General features: G+C 60.3%; 14 protein-coding genes. 8 read left to right on the top strand and 6 right to left on the bottom strand.

The genetic code is table 11. The features are described from left to right. Positions 1 to 8: 8 nt before the first annotated feature. Positions 9 to 461 carry a hypothetical protein gene (locus CRI93_RS15220; protein WP_141491733.1) on the top strand — a complete coding sequence of 151 codons (453 nt, stop codon included), beginning with the start codon at positions 9 to 11 and terminating at the stop codon, positions 459 to 461. Positions 462 to 705: 244 nt separating this feature from the next. Here the strand turns inward: CRI93_RS15220 and CRI93_RS14190 are convergent, their stop codons facing one another. The 4 genes from CRI93_RS14190 to CRI93_RS14175 form a co-directional block, all read right to left on the bottom strand. Continuing rightward, entirely contained in the window at positions 706 to 1,488 is a 783-nt protein-coding gene (locus CRI93_RS14190; RefSeq protein ID WP_098063304.1) for a type III pantothenate kinase, read from the bottom strand. 71 nt (positions 1,489 to 1,559) lie between these two features. Then, complete coding sequence (locus CRI93_RS14185; protein ID WP_245850555.1) at positions 1,560 to 2,498, bottom strand: biotin--[acetyl-CoA-carboxylase] ligase; 939 nt, start codon at positions 2,496 to 2,498, stop codon at positions 1,560 to 1,562. Then, the gene (locus CRI93_RS14180; protein WP_098063303.1) at positions 2,447 to 3,427 is read right to left on the bottom strand and encodes a TIGR00341 family protein; all 981 of its coding nucleotides are present in this window, start codon (positions 3,425 to 3,427) and stop codon (positions 2,447 to 2,449) included. The genes CRI93_RS14185 and CRI93_RS14180 overlap by 52 nt, the downstream gene beginning before the upstream one ends. Positions 3,428 to 3,468: 41 nt before the next feature. After that, positions 3,469 to 5,013, bottom strand: coding sequence for a hydroxymethylglutaryl-CoA reductase (locus CRI93_RS14175; protein ID WP_098063302.1), 1,545 nt, complete (start codon positions 5,011 to 5,013; stop codon positions 3,469 to 3,471). Between the two features lie 400 nt (positions 5,014 to 5,413). On the opposite strand from CRI93_RS14175, the gene CRI93_RS14170 reads away from it, so the two are divergent. Further along, positions 5,414 to 7,669, top strand: coding sequence for a TonB-dependent receptor (locus CRI93_RS14170; protein ID WP_098063315.1), 2,256 nt, complete (start codon positions 5,414 to 5,416; stop codon positions 7,667 to 7,669). Between the two features lie 384 nt (positions 7,670 to 8,053). Next, positions 8,054 to 8,998: a DUF4249 family protein gene (locus CRI93_RS14165; protein WP_098063301.1), complete on the top strand. Its 945-nt coding sequence runs from the start codon at positions 8,054 to 8,056 to the stop codon at positions 8,996 to 8,998. 9 nt (positions 8,999 to 9,007) lie between these two features. Here CRI93_RS14165 and dtd read toward each other — a convergent pair whose 3' ends face one another. Together dtd and rdgB are read right to left on the bottom strand one after the other, a co-directional pair. Continuing rightward, positions 9,008 to 9,463: a D-aminoacyl-tRNA deacylase gene (gene dtd / locus CRI93_RS14160; protein ID WP_098063300.1), complete on the bottom strand. Its 456-nt coding sequence runs from the start codon at positions 9,461 to 9,463 to the stop codon at positions 9,008 to 9,010. A 617-nt stretch (positions 9,464 to 10,080) separates the two neighbouring features. Beyond that, positions 10,081 to 10,689, bottom strand: a complete 609-nt coding sequence (rdgB, locus tag CRI93_RS14150; RefSeq protein ID WP_098063298.1) for an RdgB/HAM1 family non-canonical purine NTP pyrophosphatase — start codon at positions 10,687 to 10,689, stop codon at positions 10,081 to 10,083. A gap of 151 nt (positions 10,690 to 10,840) precedes the next feature. Here rdgB and rpsU point away from each other — a divergent pair, with 151 nt between their 5' ends. The 5 genes from rpsU (at position 10,841) to CRI93_RS14125 (ending at position 18,401) form a co-directional block, all read left to right on the top strand. Further along, positions 10,841 to 11,047: a 30S ribosomal protein S21 gene (gene rpsU, locus CRI93_RS14145; RefSeq protein WP_098063297.1), complete on the top strand. Its 207-nt coding sequence runs from the start codon at positions 10,841 to 10,843 to the stop codon at positions 11,045 to 11,047. Positions 11,048 to 11,680: 633 nt separating this feature from the next. Continuing rightward, positions 11,681 to 12,238 (top strand): RNA polymerase sigma factor, encoded by a 558-nt coding sequence (locus CRI93_RS14140; RefSeq protein ID WP_098063296.1) that lies wholly within the window; start codon positions 11,681 to 11,683, stop codon positions 12,236 to 12,238. A 142-nt stretch (positions 12,239 to 12,380) separates the two neighbouring features. Next, entirely contained in the window at positions 12,381 to 13,427 is a 1,047-nt protein-coding gene (locus CRI93_RS14135; RefSeq protein ID WP_098063295.1) for a FecR family protein, read from the top strand. A 97-nt stretch (positions 13,428 to 13,524) separates the two neighbouring features. After that, the gene (locus CRI93_RS14130; protein WP_098063294.1) at positions 13,525 to 16,518 is read left to right on the top strand and encodes a TonB-dependent receptor; all 2,994 of its coding nucleotides are present in this window, start codon (positions 13,525 to 13,527) and stop codon (positions 16,516 to 16,518) included. Between the two features lie 302 nt (positions 16,519 to 16,820). Then, positions 16,821 to 18,401, top strand: coding sequence for a sodium:solute symporter (locus CRI93_RS14125; RefSeq protein WP_098063293.1), 1,581 nt, complete (start codon positions 16,821 to 16,823; stop codon positions 18,399 to 18,401). Positions 18,402 to 18,535: the final 134 nt, after the last annotated feature.

The following is an 18,535-nucleotide window of genomic DNA, read 5'->3' as shown; positions in this document are numbered from 1 at the left end:
TGCGAAATATGAATAGCTACAAGACCGTTCGTTCGATTCTCTCCGACGCCTTTTTGATTTCCAGCTCGGCAGTGTTAGGAGTGGCTGCTCTTAACAACTTAGCTGGAGTAGCGACAAGCTCATCCCTGGGTTCGTTGGGAGGATGGGCTATGTTACCGATCAGTGATGTAGCTGTTACAGTGCTGATCCTCGTTACAGCGCTTGTGCAAATGGGCGCAGCAGGGGCCCTTTGGAAAAATACATGGCGGAAAAATGCGATGTGGGTTTCCTTGATGTTGGCTGTCGGAGGCGTGGCACTGGCGGCACACGAATGGTGGTTTCTATACGAAAATGAATGTGGAATCTGGTTCGGATTAAACATTCAAGACGGGTACGAGTCGTTATCACGTACGAGTCTATTTCTGCTACTGCATGTTGGCGTGTTTGCACTTGTGGAAGAAAGTCCTCTTCGAAGTCGATAAAATCACTTCGGTAGCGGTTCAATGGTAAGTGATTGTCATATGGCCGACATCATCGGAGCCAGACAACCCCCTCTGTCTATCGACATCTCCCCCTTGGAAAAGGGGGAGAAACCCGAAGGGAGAGGGGGTTCGAACAAGACAAACCTACATTCTACGATAGCCTTATCACTTAGCGTCTACCCACTACCATCACTTCTTTTTATGTGCGGTACAAGTTCGTGTCACGGTTTTGCATTGTGTGTAATCATTCGTGCCGTGCCCGATACCGCAGGAGCTGATACGCGCCGCGTAGCACCAGATGCGGGTCGTGGGTGTCGACACGCGGCAGAGCGTCATGGAGCAGCGAGGCGGCACCGCCGGTGAGTGCCATGTACGGTGTATCGGAAAGGGTATTCGCGAGCTGCTCGACGAGTCCCGAAGCCATGGCAGCAAAGCCGTGTACGATGCCGCTCTGCAGCGCGTGTTCGGTGGAGTTGCCAATGGGATGCGGGGGCGCGGTCAGGTCCACCGCAGGCAGTTGCGCGCCGCCGGTGGCCAGCGCATCGCGGAGCAGGTGCGGTCCGGGCGCAATGACGCCGCCTCGGTACGCGGGGGTGTTGTCAATGACTTCGATGGTGAGCGCGGTGCCTGCGTCGATAGCAAGCACGCTGCGGCGGTGTGCCGGGTCGTGGGCGTACCACGCGGCGGCGGCGGCGGCCAGTCGGTCGGTGCCAAGGGTGTGGGGCGTGTCGTAGCGCATCGCAAACGGCAGCGGCCCTTCCACACGCAGCACCTGGGCGGGACGTGCAAACTGCGCCTCAATAGCCAGTTGAGCATGCTGTGTGGCCTGCGGCACCACCGACACAATGCCTACGCGCTGGGCCTCCGGAATTGCATCCGATTGGAGGGCCGTGCGCCATGCCTTCGCATCCCCCTGAGACGGAGAAAATGCCAGGCGTCCGGTGTGAGTGAGGCTGCCGGAGTCAGCAAATTGCCCCCACTTTACGGCGCTGTTGCCGATGTCGAGAATGAGCCAGGCAGCAGGCATGGGCGGTGGATGGATGGGGAATCAGTGGATCTGTGGTGTCGGGAGCGGTCGCTACAAGAGAGAACGCTCACCTACGCCGGGCGGGTCGTTACCTCGCCGGCATGGAAGGTAACCTGCCCGCGCGGTGTGTCGAGCACCAGCGCGCCGGTTTCGTTGATGCCCACGACAGTGCCGGTGCGTGTGCGGTCGGTGCCGGGAGCCCGCACGGTAATCGACTGGCCGCGGTAGAGCATGCGGTCGGCGTAGGCACTGCGCAGATCAGCGCGCTGCTCCGGGACGTGCAGGGCGTCGTAGCGAGCTTCAAGGTGCTGCATGATGCGGGCCCAGAGCGGACCGCGCGGCACCGGCTGGCCGGTTTCGAGGCGCAGCGAGGTGGCATCGACACCTTCAGGAAACGCCGTCTGGTTCACGTTTAGCCCGATCCCCAGCACAACGTACGTGTTTGCATGGGGCTGGGGGGAGGCGCCGCGCATCGCGGTTTCGAGGAGCATGCCGCAGCACTTACGTCCGTCAATGAGCACATCATTCGGCCATTTGATGCGCGGGGGATGTGGCAGGGCCAGCGCCTGCATGGCATCGGCCACGGCAAGGCTGGCGGCAAGAGGGATCAGCGAGAACAGGTCGGGCGGGAGGTCGGGGCGGAGCACCACGGAGCCGGTAAGCGCCTGATGCGGCGGCGCGGCCCAGGTGCGTCCGTGGCGCCCGCGGCCTTCGGTCTGCTGCTCCGCCAGCACCACGGCACCTTCAGGCGCGCCATTGCGGGCCCAGGCGGCAGCGTCGGCGTTGGTAGAGCCGACCGTGTGGCGATAGCGCAGGGGCGTGCCCATCCGAGTGGTGGAGAGGGCATCGGCAATGGTATCTGGAAGGGTGGAGGTCGACATGAGGAGTGAGATTGTATCCAGAATAGCGACGCCGCGCGAGGCGTCGCATGTAAAAACCCAGCGTGCAGCGTCGCTTGCTACGCCGCCAGCCAGATGGCGGAGGCCAGCACCGCGAGCACGAGCGTCCACAGCAGCAGAGCCCAGCGAGTCGCCTTTTTAGCTTGCTCGGCCTTGTACCACGACATGGGGCGCACGCCCATGGCCAGGAAGGTAAGCACCGACGCCAGGTTCACCCCCGCCACGTTAGTAATGAGCAGCAGCCCTGCCTGGTAGGCCAGATTGAGGTCGCCACTCCCGAGCAGCAGCCCCACCGCTACCAGCGGCGGCACAAGCGCCACGGCCACCATCACGCCAACAATGGCGGTGGAGAGGCCCCGCGTAACGGCCAGGGCCCCGGCCACGCCGGCAGCCACGGCGAGGGCCACATCGGGTAGGCCAATGGTAGTGCGTAGCGAGATCTCCGTCAGCGTAGGATCGACCGGCAGCACCAGCCCCATACCATACGCCAGCGCCAGCCCCGAGAGCAGTCCGCTCAAGTTCGTCTTGAGGCTCTTCAGAATGAGATCGCGGTCGGCCAGCGTGGTGCCCAGACCCAGTGCAATGTTGGGCCCAATGAGCGGAGCAATCACCATCGCGCCGATGACAACAGCCGTATTGTTGCGCAGCATCCCCCCCGCGGCTACAATGACCGAGAGGGCCACGAGCGCAAAGTAGACGCTCTTCATCTGCACCGAATCGCTCATGTCCTGGTAGAGCTCCTCGCGGCTGATGCGATCGGTGCCGTTGTCGTTCTTCTTCTCCTCCTCATCGGTTTCGGGACGGGGCAGCGTAGCGCCTACGGGCGACACCACGATGCGAAAGTCGTCGGTGTGGCCCATCTGCTTCTGCAGGCGTTCCAGCACCTGCTCAGTGTGAGTGGCATCCACGATGAGTCGCTCCAGCACCTGCTCGTTGGTCGTGGTTAGCGTGTGGCGGTCGAGGAGAACTACATCATCGCCCAGCTTGCCGAGAGCATCTTGCGTGGCAGGCAGGTAGACGTCGATCTGTTGCAGGGCCATAGCGCATCACTAAAAGGCAGACATGAAAGCAATTCTCGGCTCTATCGGTTGCGGCCGTAGGATTCGTGGCTCGACACCCAGTCCGACGACGAGATCGCCGCGCCCAGCGACAGCTCGCCCGCCAGCGCCACCCCCGCCACAATTTCGGCGAACTTATGCACCTTGCCCTTGCCGTAGCAGCCCATCATCTCCAGGCACTCGTGCTGTGTGGGCAGCCCCGTGCCGCCGCCATACGTGGCCACAATGAGCGACGGAATGGTGAGCGAGATTTTCAGGTCACCGTCGTCGGTCACGTTGGTGTACAGCACGCCCGCTGAGGACTCCGACACGTTCGCCACATCTTGCCCGGTGGCAATAAACATGGCCGTAATGGCATTCGGCGAGTGCGCGCCGTTGTTGTTCGCGCCCGAGAGGAAAGCCCCAATGGTCGACACGTTCCAGTGATCGTGCAGGCTCTCTGGATCCACACGCATGTGCTGCTCAAGCACCGAGCGGTCGATGATCGCCTCGGCGGTTACGCGCTTGCCACGGGTGCGCATCACGTTCACCTGCGAGGCTTTCTTGTCGGTGGCAAAGTTCGATTCGAGATAGAAGTGCTCAATGGGTTCGGGGTACTGGTCGATGATCCAGCCACACGCGGCAAAGGTCGCGCGGCCCACCATGTTCTGTCCGGCAGCATCGCCCGTGCGGTAGTTGAAGCGCAGGTACGCAAAGTCATTCGACAGGTACGTGTCGATGTAGAGCAGCTTCGCCACGCTGGAGGTCGATTCTGCCTCGCGGCGCACCTCGTCCATGTGGTTATCGACCCAGTCGCGGAATTCGCGGGCCGCCCGTGCATCCGAAAACACAAACACCGGCGCGCGTTGCATACAGTCGTTCACCACGGTCGATTTCACCCCTCCGCTCAGGTTGACCACCTTGATGCCACGGTTGTACGAGGCCACGAGTGTGCCCTCGGAGGTGGCCATCGGAATCAGAAACTCGCCCTGCGCGTGCTCGCCGTTCACCTGCAAGGGCCCTGCAATGCCCAGCGGCACCTGCGACACGCCCACAAAGTGCTCAGCGTTGCCCTTCGTAACGTGCGGATCGAACGAGTGCTGAAAGCTGTGCTCGGGGTCGGTATCCGTGAATGAGCGGATGAACTTCTGCCGCTCGGCAATCGCTTCGTCAGAGTAGTCGTCGTCCTTGTTTCGGGGGATGCGAAGCAGCGTCTCATCGGCCTCACTGATCGCATCCTCAACGGTAAAGTCGAGCGTGCCGAAGGGCTTACTCTTAAACGCGATCGAAATTTCGTGCTTCCCCACATCCAGCGCCTCCCGGTTGCAAACGACCGAGAGCGTGCGCCGCAGCGGGAAGTCGATGGCGGTACTGTCTTCCAGCGCCGTAGCGTCAATGGTTGTCCCATCGCCCAGGTGCAGGTGCACGTCTGAGAGCGGTACCTTTGTGCCATCGATGACCACGTGCTTTAGCTCGTTGAGCGTAGCATCCTGCAATCGGTTTTTGATTCCAAATTGCACCCCCTGATCGGTGTTTTCGAGGCTGCCAAACGTGTAAAGCTTCTTGAGAAGCGCGCTGGGAATAAACATAGGCAGAAGCCGTTGATTTAGATAACGTATTCAATAGAAGAAGCAGGCACGGAGCGCAGGTGCGACAAGCGTGTTTGGGCTGCGAAACCGTTTGCAGGATAACAGCAAACGCAGTTGAACGCCACCCCATAGTATCGGAAAAAGTTTAAAGAAATAACAATCGAATGTCACCGATTGCCTGCCGGCATCTTTACGTTTGCGCTGTAACAAGACCCCAGAGCGCACCGTCGGGTGGAAGGCATCTGCGCATGCTTTTGTTAAAACGCAGGACCGAAGCATAGCGCAGCCACATTGTATCGCATTGTTATAGACAGAGCCACAGATGTACATGGCGTATGGAGCCTTGAATGAGCACTGGTGGGGGGGGAGCACTGGCGTACTGCTTGCCCTGGCGATTCTCATGTCGGCCCCCACAGTCACCGCGCAAGACACGGCCACGCTCAGCGGATACGTGCGCGATGCTACCACCGGCGAAACGCTCTTAGGCGCAAATGTACTGGTTGAGGAGGCCGAGCGCGGCGCGGCCACCAACAACGCGGGGTTCTACACCCTGAGCGGCCTGGAGCCCGGCACGTACACCGTGGCCGCCTCCTACATCGGCTATCAGCGCATCACGGCTACCGTTACGCTCAACCCGGACGAAGACCGCCGCCTCGACCTGGAGCTGCCCCCCGATGGCGTGGCTCTCAACGAAGTGGTCGTGCGCGATGATGCAGAGGAAGAGGCCGAGCGCGACCTTGGTGTGGAGCGCATCTCAACCGAGCTGGTGCGCGACCTGCCTGCTGTTCTGGAGCCCGATGTCTTTCGCTCGCTGCAGTACCTGCCCGGCGTAAAGGCCGCCAGCGACTTTTCGAGCGGACTCTACATCCGTGGCGGCAGTCCCGACCAAACGCTCATTCTGCTCGATCAGACGACTGTCTACAACCCGTCGCACTTCTTCGGCTTCTTTTCCACGTTCAATCCGGATGCGATTAAGGACGTGCAGCTCTACAAGGGCGCATTTCCTGCCGAGTACGGCGGGCGCATCGGCAGCGTGGTCGACATTTACAACAAAGATGGCAACCGCCGCGAAACCCAGGGCGGGCTCAGCGCAGGACTGCTGGCGGCGCGGGCCTATGTGGAAGGACCCATCAACCGCAATGAGGAGACGAACACCGCCCGCGGCTCCTACATGGTGGCGGCCCGCCGTTCCACGCTGGAGCCGCTCCTGGCTGTACTCCGGGGCGCAAACGTCGATGCCATCCCCGACCGCTTCTACTTCTACGACATCAACGCCAAGGCCAACTACCGCCTCACCGACGACGACCGCATCTCGCTTTCGGTTTATGGCGGACAAGACCAGCTCGACCTGGAGTTCTTAGATGATGGTCAGTTCGACATTGCGTACGGCAATCGCACGCTCAGTGCCAATTGGACGCGTCTGTTCTCCTCGCAGGTGTTTTCTTCGGTGACAGCCACTGCCTCGCGCTACAAGAGCACGCCCATTGCCACCATTGCGGGCACGCGCTTCACGCAGACGAACGAAGTCACCGACCTCTCCATCAAAGCCGATGTCGAGTACACGCCTTCGCCGGAGCACGCGTTTAAGGCCGGCGTGTGGGGCGGCGAGTTGGCGTTCAATTTGCGCAACACCTTCGACGGCAGCGAATCGTTCCAGCGCCGCATCCGCAGCGGGTATGCGTCGCTCTTCGTGCAGGACACGTACCGTCCCACCGATGCCTGGCGCATTCGGGGCGGACTTCGGGGCAGCTACTTCGACCAGGGCAACTTCTGGCGCCTGGCCCCGCGCCTCTCGGTGGCGTACGACCTCACGCCCGACATCCGCCTGCAAGCGGCGTACGGACGCTACTACCAGTTCCTGACCCTCGAATCCAGCGAGCTCTTTACCGGATTCGACTCCTGGCTTATGACCGACGAAGGCGTGCCGCCCGCCTTTGGCGATCAGTGGACCACCGGGGTGCAGACCGAGTGGGACGGCGGCTGGCAGGTGGAGTCCGAGGCCTACGTGCGCACCATGCGCGATCTGTTCGAGCAAGATCCGTTTCTGCCGGATGTGGCCGGACTGCCTTACGCCGAGACCTTCCGCTTTGGCAGCGGATACGCCTTCGGCAACGAGTGGACCGTGCGCCGCACCGAAGGGCCCATCACCGGATTCGCAGCGTATACGCTTAGCCGCACCGAGCGCAAGTTTCCAGATGTCAATGTTGCCACCGACGGATCCCCCAGCTTCTACGTGCCCAAATACGACCGCACGCACGACTTGAACATCGTGCTCAACTACCCCTTTTCGGATCGCTGGCGCGCCACCGCCACATTCAACTACGCCACCGGGCAGCCCTACACCAACCCCGAGTTCCGCTACAGCCTGCAAGACGACCCGTTGCAATCCGACATTTCCACCCGCGACGTCCTCGTGAGTCCCTTCAATGCCGACCGGCTGCCGGCCTATCATCGCCTGGACCTGGGCGTTCAGCGCACCGGACGCTTCTTCGGCTGGGCGGATATGGAGCTTCAGTTTCAGTTGATCAACGCCTATGCGCGCGAAAACATCTGGTTTTACCTGTTCGAGTTTGAAGACGATGGCACCGTCACGCGCAACACTGTGCCACAGATTCCCGTGCCGCTGCCCAATATTGCCCTCACGCTGACATTTTAGCGCGTTAAAGCGTCCCCTGAAATGAACGATAGCTCATCGTTGAAAACAATCCTCTGCGGCGAACGATCCTCCGTTCGCCTACTGCTCTGTTACACGTCAATCTTGGGGAAGCAACGTACCCCCTCAGATGCTGTCATTTTGAGCGAAGCGGCTCCGCCAAGGAGACGCGGAGTCCTGACACGAGCGAAGCGACTGATGAACGCAGTGAATAAAGATCTCCTACACGCCCGACACAACCTCACACCCGCCAACCGAGCGGGAGATGGTTCGACTGCGCTCACCATGACAAGCTTCGTCGGGGGATAACTGCAGGGGAACCATCAAAATGAGGTCTGACACACCACCATCTGGATCGCCCACCGTATCCCGCATAGCCTGCTGCCCATGACCGCTACCTGCACACCACGACGCTCGTACCTCCTGGTCGGGTTTCTTACAAGTGCGCTAACTGTGCTCATGTTGTTGGGGGGATGCGACACCGTATCCACCGACCCCGAGTCGGAAGTGGTTGTAGAGGCGTATCTCATTGCCGAAGAGCCGCTCCCGCAAGTGCGGCTCACGCAGTCCGTGCCGGCCACTGAGCGCTTCACCCCCCGCGATGCCGCGGTGCGCGGGGCCGATGTCGCGATCCAGCGCCTCAATGCCGACGGGACCGTCGAAGCTACGTATCCCTATGAAGAAACAACGCCGGGCGTATACCAGCCGGTCGATGCGTCACCTTCCGTATCCCCCCGGACCCGCTATCGGCTCAACGTTCAGACCTCGGATGGCACCGACGTGCGAGCCGAAACCACCGTGCCCGACACCATCACCGTGCTCGACGTAGCAAACACCGATGTGATATATCAGGGCCCCGAGCAGCCACAGTTTACGATTCGTCCGGCGCAAGGCACCGACCGGACGAACACGTACGCGTTTGCGGTCACGTCAAAGCTCGACTTTGAGACGCTGAGCGAAGAAGAGCTTGCCGAGGAGCTTACGCCCTTCTATGCCGATGCGTACGACCCGGAGGAACAGCAGATTGCCGAGTTCAAGCGGGGGGCCTCGCCGCTCATCAATGAGGACTCGTTCACCTTCAACGACGATGGCACCATCACGCTCGACGTGCCGTGGATTGGGTTTGCATTCTACGGGGCGAATACAGTGGCCATCAATGCCCCCGATGAGAACTACTATGATCTCATTCGCACGCAAACGACCCAGCAAGGCGGCCTGGCTCCGGGCGAAATCCCCAACGTGATTGACCGTGTGGAGGGCGGCACCGGCATCTTTGGCAGCCTTTCGCGCACCGGAGCGACCATCACTATTGAACGCCCGCCCGGATTTTGAGCGTTGCCGTCAGTCTTCAGGGCCGGGCTCATCAAGCCAGAACGTGACGGGGCCGTCGTTGACGAGATCGACCTCCATCATTGCGCCAAACTCGCCGGTGGGCACAGGCTGCCCCAGCAGTTCCGACAGGTCGGCTACAAAGTGCTGATAGAGCGACTTCGCGCGGTCGGGTGGGGCGACATCGGTAAATGACGGACGGTGGCCGCTGCTGGTGTCGCCGCAGAGCGTAAACTGGGGCACGACAAGCGCTGCGCCTCCGGTATCGAGTAACGCGTGGTTCATGCGTCCGTCGTCATCCGAAAAGATGCGCAGATGCGCGCACTGATGCGCCAGATCTTCGGCCTGGGTGCGCGTGTCGTTTTTGTGCACGCCCAGCAGGATGAGCAGGCCGTTGTCAATGGCACCAATCGTATCGCCCTCCACACGAACGGACGCTTTGGAGACACGCTGAACAAGAGCAATCATAGGGGCTTAGGCAGATGAAAGAGGGAACAGTTGGTAGGAGTGTGTCAACGGTCATTCTGTTAAGTCGAGTGCAGTGCTGCCCCGAACGGCTCTTGTTGAACGCCGAGGAGGTGGTTCTTCCGACCGTGGTCGGAGCCACAGGAGACGGGACTGCGCTCACCATCACAGGCTTTGTTGGGGGGCAGGGTAGCCACCAAATTGAGGATGGTTCGAATAGATCTGACAGGTCCTTCGAGACCTGTCAGATCTTTGAATCACACGTTCTCCGGCTATGGGACTATTCATCGCATGTCATCCCGGACGAGGCGCCCATAGCGCCGAAGATCCGGGATCCAGATTTTATACTCGAAGGTGGCGCCACACGTGCAGGGCTGGCGTTGGGATCCTTCCCCCGACGGGCTTCGGGGCTCAGGATGACCTCGAAGTGTGGGAGAAAACCAATCATGGCTCTCTTACTGAATCCAACGGTCCCCCGTTGGATCAGCAAATGAACGCTCCTGAGCGTAGTCGTCATACAGGACGCTGGGGGATGCAGGCGGGTCCCGCTATGGGCAATCTCTGACGGAGGAAGTTGCAGCGTACTGCATTTAGTTTCATGATCCTACATGCCCCGCACGCTATGCGAAGAACGCCTCAAACTCCGCATCCAGCACCGACTGCAGCGCATCGAGCGCGCGCCGCCGGTGGCTAATGGCATTCTTGGCGTCGGCCTCCATCCCCGCAAATGAGGAGGAATGGCCGTCGGGCACGAACACCGGGTCGTACCCGAACCCGCCGTTACCGTGGGGCGCCTCGGCAATTGTGCCCGTGCAGATACCTTCCACGCAGTGCGTGCGCTGTGGCGTAACGAGCGCAATGACGGTGCGGAACTGGGCCGCCCGTGTGTTGGCATCTTGCAGTGAGTCAAGCAGATGCGCAATGTTTTCGGCGTCTGTCGCGTTGGGCCCCGCGAAGCGTGCAGTGTGCACGCCGGGGCGTCCGTCGAGGGCCTCCACCTCAAGTCCAGTGTCGTCGGCGAGGGCCGCGTGCCCCGTGTGAGCGTGGATGGCGCGGGCCTTCTTGAGGGCGTTGCCACGCAGGGTGTCGGCATCTTCCTCGACCTCGGGCGCTGTCGGCCACGCATCCAACGTACGCAACGTAAGCGGGAGCGCCTGCAGGAGCGTGCGAAACTCGGCCACCTTGCCCGAATTGTGGGTTGCAAGAACCAGCGTGGGGGACGAAGCCATGATGAATGCGGGGACGGGGGCAGAAATCGGAATGCGAACGTAGAAACACCCGTATAGAGGGCTCGTTACGAATGGATGCGTAGGCTGTACAGGTCCACGCCCCCAATCAAGCATCGCACAATAATCAGATAGGAATAACGAGGGATCCACTTTGGCTGTAGGTGTAAAAGTACGCAACAACGAGTCCATCGATCGCGCCCTGAAGCGGTTTCGCCGCCAGGTGAACCGGAGCCGTGTGCTGCGGGAGTACCGTCAGAATATGTCGTACCTGAAGCCGTCTGAAGAGAAGCGGCTGAAGGAGAAGAAGGCCCGCCGCCGTCGGCACCGCAACCGCGGCGATCGCAAGAAGCGATTGTAAGCACAGCCTCCTCCGCAGGGGCTTTCGACAGGTATTCTGAGCAGCGGGGCGCACAGCCTCCACGCGTCCCCGTTGCCCTCCCTGTGTTTGCGATATGCACTGCGTGTGGCAACACAGAGTAACAGATTCCACACTGCGGATGCATTGGGCTGCAGCCCAGTGCAACAGACGTACGCACGTATTCAGGCAGCATCCTTCTCCGTGAGGGATGCTGCTTTTCTGTTTTGACGCATCGTAAAGCAAGAAAGCGAAGCCAAACAAAAAAACGCCTGGTCCCCCACCAGAGACCAGGCGTTCAGAGATGAAGTCATTTCCGAAATGCACTTCCATGACCCTCACATCCGACAATCGTAACGTGAAGGTCGTTATCGTTACAAAGAGTAGGTCTACAGACGATAGAGCACGTCTTTTTGTGCTAAACCAGGCATGTCATAGAAAGGCATATCGATACCGTATGTGCCATATTATGAAAATGATGTGATCATTAGGCTGTGGCGGTACGATCCGGTGAGCCGGAATGTGTATGTTATCATTCTAATAAACAGCACTACGAACGCACACAATCCGAATGCGGTGCCCCAGGTGTCCCAGGGCACCGCAGTCAATCCTGCTGACTCGACGTGCTGACACGCCGTGGATGCTTCTACTCCCCCCGACGACGGTTCGGTGTCGCCTTCGAACGATCCCTTCGAAGAGCTTTTTCGTCAAGTCTATCCAGATCTGCGCAGTTACGGGCGGCGTCTCACTACGCGCACAGCGGTCGTTGAAGATGCCATTCAAGAGGTGTTTATGGCACTGTGGCGCAGCGACACTGCAGTGGGCGATCTGACGCATCCGCGCAGTTACTTGCTGTCTGCACTCCGCCGACAGATACTTGGCCATCTGCAAACCGAGCGCAAGCTGCATACGCGGCACGACGACCACGCGAAAGAGACGCCCGCATTCATAGGCACATACGAAGATCTAATTGTAGCCCACGAGCGCCGCAGCGAACAGCACACCAAAGTGAAAGCTGCGCTCAGCACGCTCTCAGAGCGTCGGCACGAGGCTCTGTATCTACGTTTTCGGCATGGCCTCACCCATCAAGAAGTCGCCGACGTGATGGATATTGCCCACCAGACCGCACGGAACTACGTGTCGGAGGCGCTCCTCCACATCCGCCAGCATATCAAAGCGGTTGACGCCTCATGAGAACAGGCATACGGCAAGTTTCAGCTCTGTTACATTTCAAAAGCGTACATCAACGCATCGCGCCTCTCTTACAGAGTGAACATCGCACGTACAACGAGGGAGGCCTCACGTGTTTGTTGGATTTGTTGGACTCATCGTCTCCATGAAAGACCGTACCGAGGCACTCGTGCAGCGCCTGCTCCGCAACCCGTCGTTTCAACGATGGGCAATGGGGGATGCATCAGCCTCTGACGCTGATACCGACTGGGAGGCGTGGGCTGCGCAAAGCGCCGACCATGCGCAAGCCGTGCGCGAGGCCAAACGCACCATCGAGTCGGTTGCGTGGGTCGCTCCCGAAGCGCCCCCAGAAGATGTCGATGCCGCGTGGGAGCGGGTGGCCCGTGCTCAGAAGGCCGAGCAGGCAGCCAAAGACGCTCCGCCGTCCCGGTCGCCCCGCCGTGCGCGTCGTCCTGCACGCCGCCGGTCGGTTCGTCGCCGCACCGCTGCATGGGGGGCTGCCGCTCTGGCTGCTCTGCTGGCACTGGGCATTGTGCTCCTGCAGTACCAGAGCCCCTCTGCAGCCGAGCAGGTGGTGCAGACCGCCTATGGCGAGCGCATGCACGTGGATGTGGCCACCGGCATTCAGGCAACGCTCACGGGTAACTCGACCCTGCGCTATGCCGAGGACGCTCCATACCGCCTTACGCTGCAAGGCGAGGCGCGCTTCGACGTTGCGCCCCGCACGGATGAAGAGCAGCCCGTTGAAGTAACGACCCCCGACGGCACCGTCCGCGTGATGGGCACCACCTTTACGGTGAGCCACTGGCGTGCCACCACCGATGTGGTATTGGCTTCGGGCGTGGTAGCGGTGACTCCGGCTTCGGAGGCGGCTGTTTCAACCACCATGGCCCCTGGCGATTGGGTGACCTTCGACAACGAGGAGGGCATCCAACAGCAGCGGACCACCAACCCCGACGCGTACCAGTCGTGGACCGCCGACACCATTGTGTTTGATAACACCCCCGTGTCCCGTATTGCCGAACGCATTGAGCACGTGTATGGCTACAACGTGGTCATCGAGGATGCGTCTGTACGCACCGAGGAGGTATCAGGAGCGGTAGAGAACGAACTGGCGGTGCTGATCGACGGACTCCAGCAGATCCTGGGTCGCCCTATCGAGCGCATCGACCAGCGCATCATCATTCAGTGATGGTAGAAGGAAGACGCGGCCTTTGCATCGTCCTGTACGTGCCTGATCCGCATTGAACCTGACATACTCAACTTACCGCACCAAACGAGGTCCTGCTATGCATGCACACACAGGTACCAATTGCTTTGTAATCTCGCTTCTCGCCGCGCTGCCACTTGGGCTGGGACTGTTGATGCCTGCCAGCGCCCAAACAGTCCTGGCCGATCAGTCGCTTACCGAGGCCGTGCCCGACGACACGATTGTGTCAATGGAGGAAGCGCTTTCATACATTGCCGAAGAGCACGACGTTACCTTCCTCTATCAGCCCGGGGTGTTGGCCGATTTGCATGTGCCTGCACGAAAAGCGCTTCCGGCTCGGCTGCATGGGCAGCTCGACCGGCTGCTGCATCCCCACAACTTGCACTACGAGCAGGTGGGCGAGCGCTCCTATGCCATCGTGCCCCGCGCAGAAGCGAATCCGCGCCCAGCCCCGGTTTCCCGCATACAGACCGGCACGCTCACCGGACGCGTGACCCAGACCGATGGCACGCCGCTACCGGGCGTGCAGGTCGTGCTTCAGGGCACCCCCATTGGGACCACAACGGATACGGAGGGTCGTTACACCATCGAAGACATCGAAGCGGGCACCTACACGGTGCGCGCTACGTTCTTGGGCTATGCACCCGCCCAGGCCGAGGTCACCATCGAAGCCGATGCTACCGTGGAGCAGAACTTTGAGCTGCGCGAGGATGTGATGCAGATGGAAGGCGCCATCGTGACGGGTACGCGCCAAGAGCGCACCCAGCGCGAGGCCACCAGTTCCATCTCGGTAATTCAAGGTGCCGATATCCAGCGCATCCAGCCCAACAGTCAGGCTGATATCTTACGCTCAGTCCCCGGTGTGCACACCGAAGGGGGCGGGGGTGAGGTCGCCGCAAACGTGTTCGTGCGTGGTCTGCCCGCGCCTGGACAGTTCAAGTACAACCCGATTCAAGAGGACGGCATGCCCGTCATTTCTGAAACGCGCACCACAACCAGCTCGCAAGACATCTACTTTCGCAACGATCTGAACGTAGAGCAGCTGGAGTTTGTGCGCGGTGGAAGTGCAGCGCTCTTTGGCGTTGGCTCGCCTGCGGGGCTGCTGAACTACATCAGTAAAACAGGGGGCAGCTCCCAGGAAACGACGCTGCGCACACAGGTGGGACAAGACAATCTGTATCGGCTCGACTTCAATACCAACGGGCCGCTGGGCGAGAATCTGCGCTACAACCTGGGCGGGTTCTACCGCTACGACGAAGGCCCAGTTGTGTCGGGGCTGGCCACGCGCGGCCTGCAGTTGAAGGGAAACCTGACGTACCTGCAAGACAACGGCTACATTCGCATCTACGCGAAGTACCTCGACGACCGCAACCAGTTTTTCTTGCCGTTCCCGCATGACCAGCAAACGGGCGAAGCCGCCGATGGAAACGACGGACGCGAAATTACGACGGTCAATGCCCGTGGCGCTGCCGACTTCAGCTTCCGCTCGCCCAATGGAGTGTTTCAATCGGAGATGGGGAACGGTATCGTCGCCAACGGTACCTCGTTTTCAGTAGAAGTGTCGCAAGATCTGGGCAGCGACTACACCTTCGAAAGCCGCACACGGTGGACGGATATGGACCACCAGTTCAACATCTTTATTCCGTTTCCGGCGTTCCAAAACCCGTTTGACTACGCGGCTGACTTCATCGATGCGCCCACTGAACAGGCCGTTTGGCAGTATGCCAACAGCACCGAGACGTTCGATCCGGGCACGCCCGGCAATCCGAACTTTATCATTGACCAGGGCGCGTGGAACTGGGATCGCCCCTACACCGACTTTTCGACCGATGTGCAACTGACCCGCACGCTGGACACCGGAACCACCCCCCACGACATAACGGTGGGCGGCTTCTTTGCGCGTACCGAGGTCACACAGCGGGATACGCACAGCAGCGTCCTGAACGAGTTTGCGGATCAGCCCCGGCTCATTGATCTATTCATTGCAGACACGGCCACCGGCGACACGACCCGCGTCACGCAGAACGGCCTCAGCAATGCGGCCAGCGTATACGTAAACAACGAGTTCGCCAGTAACAAAGCGGCCGGATACATCGGCGACGAGATCAGCATTGGCGACGACCTGCGCCTCGACATCGGCGCGCGCTACGAGCTGCGCCAGGCTACGATTGTGTCGGAAGGCAGCGAAGCGGTTGGCGAGAACGGCGAGTTTGGCGACGCGCTGGCGGTGCAGGGCTTTCAGTGGGGCAACGGACAGTTCACGCGCCGCTCGGTCCGCTCCACCGATTTTGCGGTGTCAGTGGGTGCCAATTACGCACTTACAGATGTGCTGAACCTGTACGGCGTTGGATCGCGGGGATACTTCTTCCCCGAACTGGCTTCGCTGGCCCCCCTTGTTGAACCCGGGGCCGAGATTGGTGACCTGGATAACGAAGAGTTCCTGCAAGGAGAGCTTGGCCTGAAAGCCGGATCGCCCAGCCTGTCGGGAACGCTCGCGCTTTACTACACCGAGCTGAACAATCGCTTCTCCGCTGACCCGCGTCAGAATCCGGACACGGGCCTCATTGAGATCGTGCCGGAGCAGATTGGAGGAAGCCGCACCCTCGGGGTCGAACTCACCGGAGCCGTGGTGCCGTCATTTGCTGAGGACTTTCAGTTGAACGGTATGTTCACCTTCCAGGACCACGAGTTCACCGACTTCGAGGAGTTTACGGGCAACTGGATCCAGCGCCAGCCGAAGGTGATGGCCCAGGCCGAGCTCGCGTACGACAGTGGCGGGCTCGATGTCAGCATCAGTGGCAAGTACACGGGCAAGCGCTTTGGGGACGAGGCCAACTTTCAGGAGCTGGAGGCCTACACCATCGTGAATGCCGGACTCGGCTACACGATTGGCTTTTCGGATGAGCAGTCGCTGCGTATCGGGCTGCGTGCCTTCAACGCGTTCAACAGCCGGGGCCTCACCGAAGGCGATCCGCGCCTGCCTGCCGATGTAGATCCATCAGATCAGCCGTTCTTCAATGCGCGCCCGATTCTGCCGCGTCGGATAAAGGCCTCGCTCACGTACCGGCTGTAAGATTTGCTCATGAGCCGTCTGTTTTGCTTGCGAGACTGAACCATCACCAACGGGCCCAGCTGCAACAATGCGGCTGGGCCTTTTCGGTGCGGTGCCACCCGGCCTGCGCATCCCTCTACCTACGCATCTGCCGTATTACGCATCTGCCGTATTGAGCATGCGGTCTTTATGCAGCGGGCTTGACCTCGACCGCGCTGTTGAGTAGAATGCAACGGCCTCTTTACGCAGCGTTAACGGATGCGTCTCGTAGCGGGCCGTGCCCACTGCTCCATGCTTGTTGATGCAAACCAACCTGCTCCTACATGAATGACTTTCCCATTAGCACCCTCGATCTGTTTGTCATCGGGGGGTACTTTCTCATCGTTTTTGGGATTGGCTACTACATTGCCAAGCGCATCGACACGGGTGAGGATCTGTTCCTGGCGGGCCGCTCGCTGATGTGGGGCACCATTGGCCTCTCGCTCTTCGCCTCGAATATCTCCAGCACTACACTCATTGGCCTTGCAGGCGATGCGTACAGCACGGGCATCGCCGTGTCGAACTACGAGTGGATGGCGGGGCTTGTGCTGGTGTTCATGGCGTTCTTCTTTATCCCGTTCTTTATTCGCTCGCGCCTGACCACCATTCCAGAGTATCTCGAAAAGCGCTTCGATGTGCGCTCGCGCAAGTACTTTTCGGGACTCACGGTCTTCACCAGCATCATGATTGACGCTGCGGGTGGCATCTACGCAGGCACGCTCGTCTTGCAGATGTTCTTCCCCGACCTCCCGTTTCTGTGGACCGCCTTCGGGCTGGCGGGCGTGGCCGGTCTCTACACCGCGTTTGGTGGGCTTGCGGCTGTGGTCTACACCGACGTAATTCAGGCGGTCATTCTGTTTATCGGATCCGTTATTATCGCGCTGATTACGTTTGCGCAGTTTGACTTTTCGTGGGCGCAAGCCACCGCGGCCCTCCCCGACGGCCACCTGTCCATGATCCACCCCATCGATGATCCAGAGGGCCGATTGCCCTGGCTGGGCACCCTGGTGGGCGTGCCGGTGCTGGGCTTCTACTACTGGGGACTCAATCAGTACATTGTGCAGCGCGTGCTGGGTGCCAAAGACCTGAAGCAGGCGCGCTGGGGCGCGCTCCTGGGCGGGCTCCTGAAACTCGCGCCGCTCTTCATTATGGTGCTGCCGGGCGCATGGGCACTCTCGCTCTACCCGAATCTTGAGAATCCGGATCTCGTCTTCCCCACGCTCGTCACCGAACTGCTGCCTGTAGGCATCGTCGGACTGGTGCTGGCCGGGCTCGTCGCCGCGATCATGTCCACCATCGACTCGACCCTCAACGCCGCGTCTACGCTCATCACGGTCGACTTCGTACAGCCCGCCAAGCCCGACCTTACGGCGCAGCAGATTGGAACGCTCGGCAAATGGGTCACGGTCGTGCTGATGATCGTAGCTGCGCTCTGGGCGCCCATGATTCGCGAGTTTCCGGGGCTGTGGAACTACATCCAGTCGGTGCTCTCCTTCCTCGTGCCGCCGGTAGTGGCCGTGTTCTTGCTGGGTGTGTTCTGGCCGCGCATGGGTAAAAACAGCGCCTTCATCACGCTGACCGGTGGGCATGCCCTCTCGCTTGTCGTCTTTGCGTTCTGGGTTACGGACACACTGCAGCTTCACTTCACCATCGTAGCAGGCCTGCTTACGGTGCTCTGCATCGGGCTGGCTATCGGCTCCGCGCTCGCGTTCGACACGCAACCTGCGCAAGAGAAGATCGAAGGCTATACGTGGGCTAACCGCACCATTGAGCCCGAGGAGGCGTTGCCCTGGTACAAAGACTACCGCTGGCAGTCGGTCGCTATCGTGGGACTTACTGTGGTGATGCTTGTAGTCTTCTGGTAGCCTATAAATGCCAATCCAGAGTTGAGACCCACATCACCGCAAGCTGTTTGAGGAGGGTGCTTAACGCCGCTCTCACAAACAGCCCTTGGTGACATGGACTGGCAATCTACGCTCATTCGCGTCTTTGTGTTCGT

Origin of the sequence: Longimonas halophila (assembly GCF_002554705.1) — a bacterium.
Taxonomy (GTDB): Bacteria; Bacteroidota; Rhodothermia; order Rhodothermales; family Salinibacteraceae; genus Longimonas; species Longimonas halophila.
Note: the sequence above shows the minus strand (reverse complement) of the source record. Positions and strands in the feature narration are given on the sequence as shown.